Below are 16,373 nucleotides of genomic sequence, written 5' to 3'. Positions count from 1 at the left end.
AAATAATGGATAAAGATAAGATGGTATTGCAGAATACAAATGTGGGAAAAGATAATCATCAGTTTGATGATATTGTTAAGATTATCGAAGGTGCAAAGGATCGTGCTTATAGAAAAGTCAACGAAGAACTGATTTTGATGTATCAGGAAGTGGGAAAGTATATAAGTGAGAAAAGCAAAGAAGCAAGTTATGGATCAAATTTTGTGGAAAATGTTGCTGATTTTTTCTCTGAAAATTATCCTGATCTAAAAGGGTTTACTCGCAGAGGACTTTATAGAATGAAGCAATTCTACGAGTTATATAAGGACGATGAAAAAGTGTCACCACTGGTGACACAATTGAGTTGGACAAATCACTTGAAAATAATGTCTGGTTCAAAAAGCAAGGAAGAAAGACAATTTTATATTGAACTGGCAGTCAGAGAAAAGTATTCAAAGCGTGAGTTGGAAAGACAAATGGATAGTGGTTATTATGAGAGGTATATGCTTTCAAGCGGTGAGAGCTTGCCTGCCACACAAAAGGCAAAGAAAGAAACACATAATTTGTTTATGGACAGCTATGTCTTGGAATTTCTTGATGCACCAAAGATTGGAAGTGAAAGAGATTTTCAAAAATCAATTCTTGAAAATCTGAAGAATTTCATATTGGAAATTGGTAAAGATTTCTCATTCATAGGAAATGAATACAGGGTACAGGTTGGCAATCATGATTACTATATAGATTTATTATTCTATCATAGAGGGTTATCTTGCTTAGTTGCATTTGAACTAAAGATAGGGGAGTTTAAACCGGAATATATAGGCAAAATGAACTTGTATTTAGAAGCATTAGATAGAGAAGTAAAAAAGAAAACTGAAAATCCAAGTGTCGGTGTTATTCTTTGTGCTTCAAAAGATGATGAGGTTGTAGAATTTGCACTTAGTAGAAGCCTTTCTCCTACTATGGTATCGGAATACACCTTAAAACTAATAGATAAGAACCTGTTGCAAAGAAAGCTGAAAGAGTATACAGAAATTGCAGAAGAAGAAAATGAGTAGAAAAATAGCATTGAGGAATTTATAAAACATTAAGTTGCAGCACACAGAATTTAAAGGTGATTAGAGTAAAATCTAACCGCCTTTTTTGTTTGTAAAAAAGAAGGAGGTAAATATGCGAATAAATGATTTTCATAACATTTTGGAGCTTATAAAACAAGATGTTCTGCAGAGTGAAGCAGAGTATCTGAAGCTCTTAAAAGTTGTCGGGAACAATCAGAAGTACGATTTTAGAAGTCAGTTAAGTATTTATGATAAAAATCCTGAAGCGACAGCTTGTGCCAAGTTTGATTACTGGAGAGAACGCTTTAACAGAACGGTTATGCGTGGACAAAAAGGTATCCCCATTTTAGAGGATTATGGCACATACAAAAAAGTGGACTATATCTTTGATATAAGTCAGACTGTTTCAAGAAACCGAGATGTCAATGAGGTAAATCTTTGGAGATTTGATAAAGAAGCTCATAGAGATGTATTAAAAGAAATGATAAAAGCTGAGGGCTATGAAGAAAGCGAAAGCACCTTAGAAAATATCTTTTCTTTAAGCAGGTTCTACGGAGATGAAAAAATAGATAGCTTGATAAATGAGCTTAGAATATCCGATGAGGACAGAATATCTTTTACTAAATTTGTTAGGGATTCAGTAAGCTATGCAGTAGCTTCAAGATTTAAGTTAGACTATCCTATGGATAATGAACTTTTAAAGGAAAACTTTGCAATGCTTGACAGCATTTCCCTTATGAGCTTGGGAGAAATCGTATCAGACATTAGTGGAAATATAATTGATGCGACCATTCAAAAGAGTAAAGAGTTAGAGCTGCAAAAAGAAGTTTTAAGAGGTAAAGAAGCAGGATATAATAAAATAAAAGAAGAATTAGAGGAGGTAGAAGAAAATGTACTTCGACGAGATGATCAGGAAAGAATTAGTGAAAACGAGCGAATTTTCCGAAATGGAGAGTACGGACGAGATAATAGAGAAAATCAAAGAGAATACACTGAATCAGTTAGAGGAAGAGACGGACTTTATGAGGGAATATCCGAATCCGACATACGCAGTGATGAGGCTGGATTATCTTTCAAACAGCGAGGAGCAGAGCCACTTCGAGATGTTAGTGGATTTATACAAGGAGAAGAAATTGACCAAGAACCTGATGGATACTCAGAAACAGGCAATAGAGTTTATGAGAGCAGAGAAGCCGAAACTGATGGCAGCTTGGAAGATAGAGGACGAGAGCCATCCACAGTACAAAGCGATGATTTCAGCCCTCAAAGAGATGACAATCAAGGAGATAGTGGAAATCTAAAAGAAAATACGGATAAAGAGATAAGAGAAGCTGACAAGGCTTCTTTTTCTTTACCCGAAAACAGATCAGGACAGATTAAACTTACAATACCTCTTACACAAAATGATATTGACAGTATTCTTGTAAACGGTGGAAACCATGAGGGCGAAAGACTTCCTATCATTGATGAATTTTCCAAAGGAAAAGCAGTAGAAGAATTAGGAGAATACCTTAAAGATACCTTTAGAGGTGGAAACGGATTTTACATTGATGAAAGAGAAGTATCTTCCTGGTATTCGGATAAAGGCATTCATTTAGCTTATGGAACTTCTGCAAGAGAAGATATGACGCAAATTTTAAGCTGGAGTGATGCTGCAAGAAGAATCAGTGAGCTTTTAGAAACAGGAGAGTTTGCTACAAATATAGAGCTTTTAGAAGCACAGGACTATGAAAGAGATAGAGTTTCAGAATCGCTATGGTATCTATATCACGATTTAAGTGAAGAAAGGAAAGCACAGGGTTATTTTGACTTTATAGAAAGAGGAGGTGGGTTTCCGGAAGAAACAAGACAGTTATCGGAAGCTCTTAAAAATCCTGACTATCTAAAAAATGTTATTTCCGAGTATAGTCGCTTTTTGAAAGAATATAAAAAAAACAAAGATGTACTAAGGTTTCACTACCACAAGGTAGATAGCCTTTATCAGAAATTGCAGGAGCTTGAACTTCCAAGAAAGGAATATACTTCTAACCTTACCGAACCTCCAAAGGTACAAGGCTTTATTACAGAAGATGAAGTCCTTGCTACGATTTCAAGAGGAAGCGGTTTTGATCAGGGAAAAGAGAGGATTACAAAATATTTTAAAGAAAGTCATACGCTTCAGGAAAAAGCGAATTTCTTAAAAGACGAATATGGGATCGGCGGGAGAAGTCATGCAGTATCAGGTGAAATGGGAAGTGATGAATGGCACGATGCAAAGGGACTTAAATTACAGAAGAATCATTGTAACGATGTTTTTCTTACATGGTCAAATGTAGCAAAGCATATAGACGAGCTGCTTTCTAAAAATCTTTATCTTGAAGAGAATAAAATTGAAAGCAAGACAGCGATAGAAGAACAAAAAGAGTCAAGCTATTACTCTAAAGACGATCCAAATAATCTAATGACTGATGAAATGCTTGAGCGAGTTCCTGAACTTTATGCACAAGAGGATGTAGCTTTAGCGGATAAACAGGTTCATGCAGCATATATCATTCCATTTAGAAGCAACTGGACTTGGTATATGACGGAGTACGATAGAGAAAGCAAAGACGCTTTTGGACTTGTTTTAGGTATCGAACCGGAATGGGGATATTTTAATCTTGATGAGCTAAAGGAACTAAATGCCCAAAGGCTTGTTTTAGAAGATTTTCCAAAGACCTTTAGAGAGCTTAAAGACAGTGAGCTTAAAAAGCAGATGGATGAGCAGGAGCTTCATCATGTCTTTAATGGAGAGCTTAGCTTTGAGGACAATATTGCAGAGCTTGAAGCACCTGAAGAAGTGGAAGAAAGCATACAAGCAGAACCTTTTCAGGCTTCCTTATTTGATTATCTAAAGGAAAAAGAAGAAGTAGAGCTGAATGAAAAAGAGGATAGTTTTTCAGATGAGTTTGCAGTTAAAGAAGGCGATACCGTCTATTTTAATCATGAGGAGTACAAAGTAAGGGAGATCTCTAAAAATCAAATCACAGGAAGAAATGATTTGTGGCTTGATCCTGTAAGGCAAGGTAATCATCAAATACCGATTATATCCTTTACAGATGATGAGGAGTTATTAAGACAAGTAAGTCTCGAAAAACCTGAATTTATCATCGGCGATGAAGTGAAGTACAAAGGAAAAGACTATACCATCACAAGATTTGATGATATGGGAAATAACCTAAAGACAGTAACGGTCAAGGATAATACAGAGTATCTTGGAGGTATGATTACAGGCTCCGATGTAATTCCTTATTACAAAGAAAGTGAGCTTGATAAAATCTTTGAAAATCTTACCAATGCAAAACCCGAAAAGACTTTTGAGGAAATAGAAATAAAGAAAAATGAGGCTCACAATTTCAAGATTACAGAAGATACGCTTCCTCAAAAGTTATCTCCAAGTGAGAGGTTAAACAATAACCTTGAAGCAATTTCTATGCTTAACAGGGTGGAAAGCGGAGAACGAGAGCTTGATATTACAGCTCAAGAAGTTTTAGCAAAATATGTCGGCTGGGGTGGACTTTCCGATGTTTTTGATGAAAGTAAGGATGGGCAGTGGAAAGAGGCAAGAGCTTTCTTAAAGAAAAATCTATCGTCATCAGAATATGAAGCTGCAAGAGAATCTACTTTAACGAGCTTTTACACACCAAAAACTGTCATTGACGGAATATATAATACGCTTTCCGGTATGGGATTTAAACAGGGAAATATCCTTGAGCCGTCAATGGGTATCGGGAACTTTATCGGTAATCTACCTGATGAAATGGATAAGTCAAAATTTTATGGCGTAGAGATTGACTCAGTAAGCGGCCGTATTGGAAAACTCTTATACCCTGAAAGTGAAGTACAGGTAAAGGGACTTGAAGAAACGGGATTTTCCAACAACTTCTTTGATGTTGCAATCGGAAATGTTCCATTTGGAGAGTACAAGGTAAATGATAGAGAATACAATCGCAATAACTTCCTTATTCACGATTATTTCTTTGCCAAGTCCATTGACAAGGTAAGAAATGGCGGCGTTATCGCCTTTATTACATCTTCAGGAACAATGGATAAAAAAGATGAAAGTGTAAGACGCTATCTTGCAGCAAGAGCCGAATTTTTAGGTGCAATCAGGCTTCCAAATGATACCTTTAAGGGCGTTGCAGGAACTGAGGTAACAAGCGATATTATCTTCCTAAAGAAAAGAGATAGCGTATTGGAGCGAGATGAAGATTGGATACACCTTGCGGAAGATGAAAATGGACTTTCATATAACAAATACTTTGTCGATCATCCTGAGCAGATGCTTGGTTCTATGCGTGAAGTAAGCGGAAGATTTGGGAAAACTCTAACTTGTGAACCGATAGCCTTTTTAGGGCAAGAGAACAATATGGCTTCGTTAAAGGATCGTATCGAGATTGCAGGAGAAAGAATTTCAAAAGATGCCAAGTATGAAGAAATAGAGCTACTTGATGATGAAATAACTTCTATCCCTGCAACCGATGATGTAAAGAACTTCTCATACACCTTGATTGATGATGAAGTCTATTACAGAGAAAATTCACTCTTTATTAGAAAGGAAGTATCAGACAAGAATAAAGAAAAAATCAAGGATTACCTTGAGCTGAATGCTGCCTTAAAAGATGTGATTTACAAGCAGAAAGAAGATTTTAGCGAAGAAGAAATCAAGGCTTCACAGGAAAAACTAAATGAAGTCTATGATAACTTTTCAAAGAAGCATGGCTTTGTCAATAAATTAAGCAATACCAGAGCCTTGAAAGAAGATAGTAACTTCCCTCTTGTTTCCTCCATAGAAATCCTTGATGAAGAAGAAAATTTCAAGGCAAAGGGAGATATTTTCTCCAAAAGAACTATTACAAAGGCTAAAGTTATAGACCATGTGGATACTTCTTTAGAAGCCCTTGTCTTATCGGTGTCTGAAAAAGGCTATGTGGATTTTGACTATATGGGAAGTCTTACAGGAAAAGACAGACCGACTTTGATTGAGGAGCTTCGAGGGGAAATCTACCTAAATATTAGAGAGGAACAAAACTTTTACAGACCGCTTTCCTTTAACTTAGAGGATGGCGATTTACCTTTTGCCTGTGCAAATGGCAGCAACTCCTATAAATATGGCTATGTAACAAAGGATGAATATTTAAGTGGGAATATCAGGGATAAGATTGCCATAGTAGATAGCTACTTATCAAAGCTAAGACAAACGGAACGAGAGCTTCCTCATCTTGGGTTTACTGAGAATGGGAAAGAAAAAGAGCTGATAAGCTATGAAATGAACCGTTTGGAATACCAAAAAGCAGAGCTTACCAAAGTTCTTCCAAAGGAACTTGAAGCAAGTGAAATCAATGTGCGTCTTGGTGCAACTTGGATACCTATTAAAGATATTGAGAAATTCATCTTTGAAACGCTAAAAACTCCGGGGTATGCCAAATGGGATATTAAGGTTAAATTTTCCAATCTTACAAGCGAATGGAATGTAGAAGGAAAAAGCAGGGACAGAGGAAATGACCTTGCTGAAATGACCTTTGGTACATCAAGGGTAAATGCCTATAAGCTGATTGAAGATGCCTTAAACCTGAAAGAAACAAAGGTATTTGACCAGATTGTAAATCCGGACGGATCTAAAACATCTGTCTTAAATAAAAAAGAAACCATGCTTGCAGGACAAAAGCAGGAGCTATTAAAAGAAGAATTTAAGAACTGGATATTTAACGATCAGGAAAGAAGAAACCGTCTTGTAAAACTGTATAACGAGCGTTTTAACTCCATCCGTAACAGAGAATATGACGGAAGCAATCTCTCTTTTGAGGGAATGAATACAGAGATTGATTTAAGACCTCATCAAAGAAATGCCATAGCAAGAAGCCTTTATGGAGGAAACACTTTGCTTGCCCATGTAGTAGGAAGTGGAAAGACCTTTGAAATGGTGGCTTCTGCAATGGAAAGTAAGAGGCTTGGGATGTGCAGTAAGTCCTTGTTTGTTGTCCCAAATCACCTAACAGGGCAAATCGGTAGAGAGTTTATGCAGCTATATCCGTCAGCTAACATTATGGTAGCTGATAAGAAAGACTTTGAGCCAAAAAACAGAAAGAGATTTATCGGAAAGATTGCCACAGGGGAATATGATGCGGTTGTTATCGGGCATACGCAGTTTGAAAAAATCCCCATGTCAAAGGAATATCAGGAGAAGCACATCCAAGATCAGATTGATGAAATTGTAAACTATGTAGAAGAATACAAGCATGACAGAAATCAAAACTTTACAGTAAAACAGCTTGAAAAGACAAAGAAAAAACTGGAAACAAGGCTTGAGAAATTAAATGATGATTTTAAGAAAGACGATGTGATTACCTTTGAGGAATTAGGAGTTGATAAGCTCTTTGTTGACGAGGCACATGGTTTTAAGAACCTTTATCTCTATACAAAAATGCGTAATGTTGCAGGTATCGGGCAGTCAGAAGCCTTTAAGTCTTCAGATATGTTCATGAAGTGTCGCTATATGGATGAAATGACAGGCGGAAAAGGCGTGGTCTTTGCAACAGGAACGCCTGTAAGTAACTCTATGACAGAACTTTATACCATGCAAAGGTATCTTCAGTATGAGAGCCTTAAAAAGAATGGAATGGAGCATTTTGACTCTTGGGCTTCCACTTTTGGAGAAACACAAAGCTCTTTTGAATTATCTCCTGAAGGTACAGGATATAGGGTGAAAACGAGATTTTCAAAGTTCTATAACTTGCCTGAGTTGATGTCGATGTTTAAGGAAGTTGCAGATATTCAGACTGCGGATATGCTAAATCTTCCTACACCTGAAGCTAATTATGAAGTTATTAAAACAGAGCCTTCTGAAGAACAAAAGGAAATCCTAAAGAGCCTTTCTAAAAGAGCGGATGATGTCAGAAATAGGGTTGTAGAGCCTGATGAAGATAATATGCTTAAAATTACTAACGATGGAAAGAAACTTGCCTTAGATCAGCGTTTAATCAATCCACTACTTCCTGATAATCCTGATAGTAAGGTCAATGTCTGTGTAAAAAATGTCTTTTCCATTTGGGATAAGACAAAAGAAAACAAATCTACACAGCTACTTTTCTCCGATATGTCTACTCCAAAAGGAGATGGAGAATTTAACATCTATGATGATATTAGAGAAAAGCTCGTAGCTATGGGAATACCGAAAGAAGAAATCGCCTTTATCCATGAAGCAAATTCTGATAAGCAAAAGGATGAACTCTTTGCGAAAGTAAGAAAAGGCGAAGTTCGTATCTTAATGGGTTCAACGCAGAAGATGGGAGCTGGAACGAATGTGCAAAACAAACTGATTGCTTTGCATGACCTCGATGTGCCTTGGCGTCCCGCTGACTTAGAGCAAAGGGCAGGAAGAATCGTAAGACAGGGAAACGAAAATGAGAAAGTGAATATTTATCGTTATGTTACAGAGAATACCTTTGACGCCTATTTATGGCAGACGATAGAAAATAAGCAGAAGTTCATTTCTCAGATTATGACTTCAAAGACTCCTGTCAGAGTTGCAGAAGATGTGGACGAAAGTTCATTAAACTATGCAGAAATTAAAGCTCTTGCCACAGGTGATCCGAAGATTAAAGAAAAGATGGACTTGGATAATGAGGTTACAAAACTAAAAATGCTTGAAGCAAACTATAAGTCTAACCGTTACAGATTAGAGGATAAGGTGGCGAAAAATTATCCTGAAGAAATCGCAAGAACGGAAAAACTCATTGAAGCTGTCAAGAAAGACATATCAGCGGTTGAGCCAAAAGCGGAAGGTGAGGAAAAGTTTACTTCCATTACCATTGCAGGAGAAAAGATTACCGACAAGAAATTAGCCGGAGAAAGACTACTTGAAGCAATTTCAAAGATTAAAATCAATGAAAGCAAGGTTATAGGCAAGTATAGAAATATGGATTTAGAGGTAAGCTATAACTTCTTTACTAATTCACATAACTTTAGCCTAAACGGTGCTGCAAAGCATTCAGGAGAGCTTGGAACTAGTGCGGACGGTAACATCACAAGACTGGATAACGCTCTTGAGAAAATGTCTGAGAAATTAAACAGGCTTGAAGAAAAACTCATCAGCACAAAGGAACAACTTGAAAATGCCAAAGAAGAATTAAAAAAGCCTTTTGAAAAAGCAGATGAGCTGAAAACTAAGGTATTAAGACTTGCAGAACTGAATAAGCTCCTTGATATGGGAGAAGTGGAAGAAAAGAGAAATAATAATCCACTTGTAGAAGATGTAAAAAGGGCAATCATTGACTTCTGTAACAGAGAGTACGAAGAAAATCACAGCTATGATGAATTTAATACCTTGTATCCTGACTTAAAGCATATCGGTATAGCCTATACCAATATACCGGATGAAAGATATGGTATTCAGTATGAGCTTGATTTAGAGGAGAAAACTTGGACGCAGTATATTGATGATACGCCTATCAAATCAGAGAGTTTTGACTATGAGAATAAAGGAGAAAATGAAGCTCTAAGAAACATGAAAAATGAAATAGAAATGTCCTCTTTTAGCGATTTGGTTTATGTTGATTCCGAAGATTTAAGAGCAGCAACAGGACTTGATATTGACGATGAGGGTAACTTCTATGATCCGCTCTCTAAGGACCTCGATAATGATGGCATTCCTGACAGATATGACAATGACTTTAAGGACAGTGATTATTTTGAGTCAACTTATGATGTGGAGGACAATCTTCATAGCAAAGAAGAAACCGCACAAAAATCAGATGATAAGCCATCTATTTTAGGACAGATAAGAGCCTATCAAAATGAAAGTAAAACAGAAGAAAAGCAAAAAACAAAAGAACCGGAAATTTTAAGATAAGGGGAGGGTAACCTCCCTTTTGCCATGAAAGGAGACAAAAACATGGATTACAAAACAATGAGAAATCAAATAGAAGATATGGTAAATGATAATCATAAGGACTTTGTAAAAGCGATTATAAGCGTAGAAAAAGGTATCAATGATGAAAGTGCTTTAGACAAGCTCTATGACGCTTATATGGACAATGACAGCCTTAATTTGCTACATGAGGAATTTGACTACATGATTGATGATTTAAGGGAACAGGGACAGATAAAAGATCTGCCTTATGTTCAGGAAGAAAACGATAATCTTATCAATATCGTTGGCAATATTGTAGGGGAAGTCGATTTAGTTGAAAGGGAAAATAAAAACGGAGAAGCCTTTAAGGTAGCTAATTTCTCCGTAGTATCTAAAGACGATGAAGGAAACAAGGTATATCGCAACTGCTCCGCTTATGGAGAAAAAAGCGATATTCCAAAGGACTTTAAGCAGGGAGACTTTGTTAAGCTCTTTGGACAAATAAGAACATCCATTGATGATAACGGCAAGGAGCATAGCAACATCAGGATACTTTCTTCAAAGCTACTAAAGGCAAAGGAACAAATGAAAGGACAAGAAGAAAAGAAAGAATCTGTAATTGGAGCTATCAAGAAATATCAGGCGGAAGATAAGGAAAAGCCAAAAGAAAAGAAAGAAGCAAGCAAAGAAGCTGAGAGATAAATTTATGGTCGGTGTGGTCTTAGGACTGCACCGACTCTTTTTTTTATACAAATGGCGTATGTTTGCGTAAAAGGAAGTTTGTAGTGAAAAAAGTGAATAAATATGATATAATGATAAAAAAGAAATCAGATGCATGGGGAGGACAATTGTGTCAAAAATAAGTTATAAAAAGCTATTTAAAAAAATGATAGATTTAGACATGAAAAACTCTGAGCTAATGGAAAAAGCGGAAGTTAGTCGAAGTACTTTTTATAAAATGAAGAATAGTGAGAATATCACTACTGATGTGATTGTCAGAATATGTGATAGTTTGAACTGTGGTATAAATGAAATTATGGAGTTGGTGAATGATGAAAATAATTGATTATGTAATTGAATCTACAAATAAATATATTGAACAGATGCCAAAAGAAATTCGCAAGAAAAATGGGCAATTTTTTACAAGCAAAGAAACAGCTCTTTTTATGGCATCATTATTTGATTTATCATCATTTTCAAAAGAAATTTCTATACTTGATCCGGGAGCGGGTTCAGGGATACTTACTGCGGCACTTGTCCAAAGAATAATTGATACAGATAAGATTAAAACGATAAAAATAACTTGTTATGAAACTGATGGTAATATTTTAGAACTTTTAAATAAAAATTTGTTGTGGATAAGAGACAATTCACCATTAAAAATTGAATACAAAATAGTCAAAGATAATTATATAACGAGTCAAACGCTTGAATACAACAACATGCTGGGTGCGTGTACTGAACCTGAAAAATACGATGTGATTATAGGAAATCCGCCTTATTTAAAGATTGGGAAAACGGCTAATGAAGCTTTATCTATGCCTGACATCTGTTATGGAGCACCAAACTTGTATTTTCTTTTTATGGAGATGGCAAGTTTTAATTTAGTCGATAATGGCGAATTAGTATTTATCGTTCCGAGATCATGGACTTCTGGAGCTTATTTCAGAAAGTTTCGCGAGAAATTTTTAAGAGAAGTAGTTTTGAGGCATATTCATTTATTTGTGAGCAGAGATAAAGTTTTCGATAAGGAAGCTGTTTTGCAAGAAACAATAATTATTAAGGTTAAGAAAGAATCTAACAAGCCTAAAAATATTACTATAACTACAACGAACGCTAATTTTGATTTCGACAGCAAGACTGTTTTTGAAGCTCCTTACGATATGGTTGTTTCTGGAGAACACAAATATGTTTTTTTGATAACTGATAAAGAAGAAGCTGATACGATTAAAAAGGTAAATGAATGGAATGATACCTTGCCAACTCTTGGCTTGAAAATGAAAACTGGTTTGACAGTTGATTTTAGAAATCGAGAGTCTCTAAGAAATGATGCAGAGGAAAAAGCAGTTCCTTTATTTTATTCGCAACATATAAAAGATGGTAAAGTGATTTTTCCTGTTGGAAAAGAAAATGAGTATCTATTAACGGAGCAAAAAGGATTATTGCAGGAGAACACTAATTATTTATTTGTGAAAAGATTTACGGCAAAGGAAGAAAAGCGTAGATTACAATGTGGAATTTATTTAGCTAAAAATTTTTCAACATATAAGGCAATTAGCACACAGAATAAGATAAATTTTATTACAGGCTTACAAGGATTATCAGATTGTTTGGTTTATGGTTTGTATGTTGTAATGAACTCTACGCTTTATGATAATTATTACAGAATTTTAAATGGATCAACTCAAGTGAATGCTACTGAAATTAACTCGATGCCAATTCCGCCACTAACCTGTATTGAGAATATGGGAAAGGAACTGATTAAATTAAAGGATATGTCTGAAGAAAATTGTGATGAAATATTAGGGAGATTTATATATGTCTAAATTAGAAGAAGCAAAGAATATTTTAAGTGAGCTTAAGGTTCCACCAAAACAGCAGTCAGATCTATGTGGATATGTTATTTTGGCAATGGCAGATATTAAAAAGAATGATGAATGGGCTAATGCAACTAATAAATGGATAAGAATACATGATGTTATTGCCTTTATTAGAGAGTTTTATGAGGTTTCATATGCAGAGAATAGTAGAGAAACATTCCGTAAACAGGCGATGCATCATTTTAGGAATGCAGCATTTATTGAAGATAATGGGAAAGCAACAAATAGCCCTAATTACAGGTATCGATTAACTGATGAAATGTTGTTATTAGTAAAAACATTTCAATCAAGTCTGTGGGAAGAACAGAAGAATATTTTCTTAAAATCTCATCAGAACTTAATTGATCTATATAGTTCTAAAAAAGCAGTAAGAAAAATGCCTGTTAAAATAAACGGGGACGAGTTCACATTTTCTCCCGGTAAACACAATCAATTACAGAAATTTATTATTGAAGAATTTGCTCCACGATTTGCTGAGAACTCTGAATGTTTGTATGTTGGTGATACAATTCAAAAGGATTTGGTGAAGAATGAGGAGAAACTAAAAGAATTAGGCTTTGAGATAACACTCCATGACAAAATGCCGGATGTTGTTTTATATTCAGAAGATAAGAACTGGATTTACTTTGTTGAGTCTGTAACTTCTGTAGGTGCAATGGAGCCAAAAAGAATAAAAGAAATTGAAGAAATGACGGAAAATGTTTCAGCTGGGAAAATATATGTAACAGCATTTTTAGACTTTAAAACATTTAAGAAATTTTCAGAGTCTTTAGCGTGGGAAACGGAAGTATGGATTGCGGATATGCCGGACCATATGATTCATCTAAATGGGGATAAATTCTTAGGACCGAGAAAATAATGAGGGAGGTGTTTTTTATTAAAGGTGAAGTATCCAAAAAAGATTTGATTAGAGAAATTGAAAAAGCTATTAAAAGTGATGAATTAGGAGCATTTATTGGAGCAGGATTATCAATTCCTGCTGGGTTTTGTAGTTGGAAAGAACTTCTCAGAGAACCAGCAGAAGAGATTGGATTAGATGTTGAAAAAGAAAATGATTTGGTTAATTTGGCTCAGTATTATTCTAATTCGAAAAAGAGAACATCAATAGATGATCTTATCAAAGGTCAATTTTCTCAATTAGTAAAACCCACTGAAAATCATAAATTATTATCACAGTTACCCATTTCAACTTTTTGGACAACAAATTATGATAAGTTAATAGAAAAGGCTTTAGAAACCAATATGAAAAAGCCTTATGTAAAAACAAAGGATGAACAACTAAGAGGTACAAATTATAATTTTGATGCAATAGTATACAAATTGCATGGCGATGTAGAATCTCCTGAAGATGCAGTACTTACAAGAAGTGATTATGAAGAATTTGGATATAACAAAAGAAAATTATTCAGAGAGGTTTTAGAGGGCGATTTGCTTACCAAGACATTTCTATTTTTAGGATTTAGCTTTGAAGATCCAAACTTTAACTATGTAATAGGAAGATTAAGGGTATTACTCGACGAAAAGAATACAAGAAAACATTATTGTATTATGAAAAGAGTTCAAGATACTGATGAGGATTATGAGTACAAAAAAGTAAGACAAGAGCTGCAAATAGAAGATATAAATAGGTATGGTATTTTTACCTATTTGGTAGATGACTATAATGAAATTACTGACATATTAAGTATACTTGTAGATAGATATCGAAGAAAAACAATATTTGTATCGGGTAGTGCATATTGTTATCCGGGTTATTCTCATGAAACTGGTAAAAATTTTATTCACAAGCTATCTTTTGAACTATCAAAGAATGGTTATCGTATTGTGAATGGATATGGCAAAGGTGTAGGTGAATTTATATTAAATGGTGTCGCAGATTATTGCTTGAATCATAATTCCAAAATAAGTGATTTTTTGACGCTTATGCCTTTCCCGCAAAATAGCTCATTGGGAATAGATTTAGATAAGTTATATAAAGAAAATAGAGAGCAAATGATTGATAATTGCGGAATCGCTATATTCATTTTTGGAAACAAAGAAACAGAAAATATTGCAAGTGGAGTTATAGATGAATTTGAGTTATGTAAAAAGCATGGGTTAGTATGTTTACCAATTGAACATACTGGTGGGTCAGCTAAAGAAATATTCAATAAAATAACTCGAGAAATTACAGATAAAAATACAATAAGTGCAATTGAACAGGCAAATAAACAATGCGATGGCGATATTGATATGTCTGTTAAAAACATAGTTCAAGCAGTTAAAATATTAAACAAGGAGGAGCTTTAAATGGCAAAAAGACAGGTATTTTTTAGCTTTCATTACGATAATGATAATTGGAGGGCAGGACAGGTTCGCAACATGGGGAAAGTAGACAGTAGTTCTACCTTTTCTGATAATGACTGGGAGGAAGTAAAAGAAAAAACTGAAAGTAAAATTAAAGAATGGATTGATGAACAGTTAAATAAGCGTTCATGTTTAGTTGTTTTGATTGGAGAAAAAACAGCAAACAGAAAATGGATAAATTATGAAATAAAAAAAGCATATGAGTTAAATAAAGGAATTGTAGGAATCTATATTCACAAACTGAAAAACGCAAAGGGTGAACAAGATAGTAAAGGTTCTAATCCTTTTGATTACTATAATATAAGCGGAGTATCAATGTCTAAATATGTTAAATGTTTTGAGTCCAATTGGTCAGCAAGTGATAATGTTTATAATGACATCAAGGATAACATAGAAGATTTGATAGAATATGGTATTGAACACAAACCATCAACTTGGTAATAAATGATGGAGAGAAAAGCTATCTCTCCATCTCCTTACCCATGTAAATCCCATAGTTCTTTCGTATTTGATAAAGCTCGTCCATAGTAGATTTTGTAGAAGAATACTCTTGCATTAGGGTATTCTTTTTTTCTTGCAATTTATCAAGTTTATCTAAAATATCCTTGGAATCAGGCAGCTTTGAATAGGATTTTTTTAGTTTTGCAAGAGCTGTTTCGTAGCGTGTGATTTCAGACTTATGCTCCTCATAAAATGCCTTATCAGAAGGATTCGCTTTATATTCTTTGTAGTAGGCTCGATACTTTTTAACAGTATGAACTTGTTCCATCGTATCAGAAAGTAGCTGCATATCCTTGTCAATTTCTTTGATTTTATCTTGTAAGGCTTGTCTTTCTTCAGCACACTTCCTGATGTATTCATCAAGCTGCTTGACGGAGTTAATGCCATGTTCTCTGATAAAAATAACTGACTCAGCCATTGTATTTAAGTTATGCTTGGTTGCCCAATATTCATAGCCTTTGCTCTCTTTTACTTTGGCATTGGTATTCATATTGATAACATTTCCGATTCGTTTTTTGACAGGCGGGGCTTTAATAGATTGATTTTCTGTAATACGCTCTTTTAATCTTTCTTCGGTATAATCCTCACCAATCGTCTTAGCCCTTGTAAATCTCTGCTTATCTTTTGGCTTAAAAGCTATATGTTTTCCATGCTTTATTTCATAACCAAGTTCCGCCATTTTCTTTAGAAATTCTTCCCAATCTTTAGACTGTTGTATTATTCTGTCAATGTCAAATTGAAGTTTGCTTTTCCAAGAAGTACCTTTCTTAGATTGCTCATTTTCATACCATGACTTTCCATTTGTTTTGTACTTTCTCTTATAGCTCTCGTAGAACTCATCAATCACAGATAGGTTGTTTTCTTTGCATAGCTTATCGCTTTGATACCTGATTTGGTGGTAGCTTTTCTTGTTGGATTGATAGCACTTGCCAGTTACCATATTTACATTATTGAGTAGGCTAAGTATCCAACGCCTTGCATTATTTCTAATGTAGGTTTTTAGATACTCGCCCCCAAACC

General features: G+C 35.0%; 8 protein-coding genes and 1 pseudogene. 8 read left to right on the top strand and 1 reads right to left on the bottom strand.

Translation table 11 applies throughout. The features are described 5' to 3' along the window. Positions 1–5: 5 nt before the first annotated feature. From DYE58_RS05965 to DYE58_RS05930, 8 genes are all read left to right on the top strand, one after another. A complete protein-coding gene (locus DYE58_RS05965) occupies positions 6–1,037 on the top strand; it encodes a PDDEXK nuclease domain-containing protein (RefSeq protein WP_004819947.1) in 1,032 nt (343 codons plus the stop codon). Between the two features lie 112 nt (positions 1,038–1,149). Continuing rightward, the gene (locus DYE58_RS05960; RefSeq protein ID WP_004819949.1) at positions 1,150–9,906 is read left to right on the top strand and encodes a helicase-related protein; all 8,757 of its coding nucleotides are present in this window, start codon (positions 1,150–1,152) and stop codon (positions 9,904–9,906) included. Positions 9,907–9,930: 24 nt separating this feature from the next. Continuing rightward, positions 9,931–10,608 (top strand): hypothetical protein, encoded by a 678-nt coding sequence (locus tag DYE58_RS05955; RefSeq protein ID WP_004819952.1) that lies wholly within the window; start codon positions 9,931–9,933, stop codon positions 10,606–10,608. Positions 10,609–10,756: 148 nt separating this feature from the next. Continuing rightward, positions 10,757–10,972 (top strand): helix-turn-helix domain-containing protein, encoded by a 216-nt coding sequence (locus DYE58_RS05950; RefSeq protein WP_000036627.1) that lies wholly within the window; start codon positions 10,757–10,759, stop codon positions 10,970–10,972. Then, positions 10,956–12,452, top strand: coding sequence for an Eco57I restriction-modification methylase domain-containing protein (locus tag DYE58_RS05945; RefSeq protein WP_004819956.1), 1,497 nt, complete (start codon positions 10,956–10,958; stop codon positions 12,450–12,452). The genes DYE58_RS05950 and DYE58_RS05945 overlap by 17 nt, the downstream gene beginning before the upstream one ends. Beyond that, the gene (locus DYE58_RS05940; protein WP_004819958.1) at positions 12,445–13,365 is read left to right on the top strand and encodes a BsuBI/PstI family type II restriction endonuclease; all 921 of its coding nucleotides are present in this window, start codon (positions 12,445–12,447) and stop codon (positions 13,363–13,365) included. The genes DYE58_RS05945 and DYE58_RS05940 overlap by 8 nt, the downstream gene beginning before the upstream one ends. An 8-nt stretch (positions 13,366–13,373) precedes the next feature. Next, entirely contained in the window at positions 13,374–14,795 is a 1,422-nt protein-coding gene (locus tag DYE58_RS05935; RefSeq protein ID WP_115312102.1) for an SIR2 family protein, read from the top strand. Beyond that, positions 14,796–15,293 carry a TIR domain-containing protein gene (locus tag DYE58_RS05930; RefSeq protein WP_115312101.1) on the top strand — a complete coding sequence of 166 codons (498 nt, stop codon included), beginning with the start codon at positions 14,796–14,798 and terminating at the stop codon, positions 15,291–15,293. It begins immediately after the preceding gene. A gap of 19 nt (positions 15,294–15,312) precedes the next feature. Here the strand turns inward: DYE58_RS05930 and DYE58_RS05925 are convergent. Next, positions 15,313–16,311, bottom strand: a pseudogene (locus DYE58_RS05925) (relaxase family protein); the annotation flags it as partial. Positions 16,312–16,373 lie beyond the last annotated feature (62 nt).

The sequence above is a fragment of the Peptoniphilus indolicus genome, from assembly GCF_900454665.1.
Taxonomy (GTDB): Bacteria; Bacillota; Clostridia; order Tissierellales; family Peptoniphilaceae; genus Peptoniphilus; species Peptoniphilus indolicus.
This window is presented reverse-complemented; position numbering and strand designations above follow the sequence as displayed.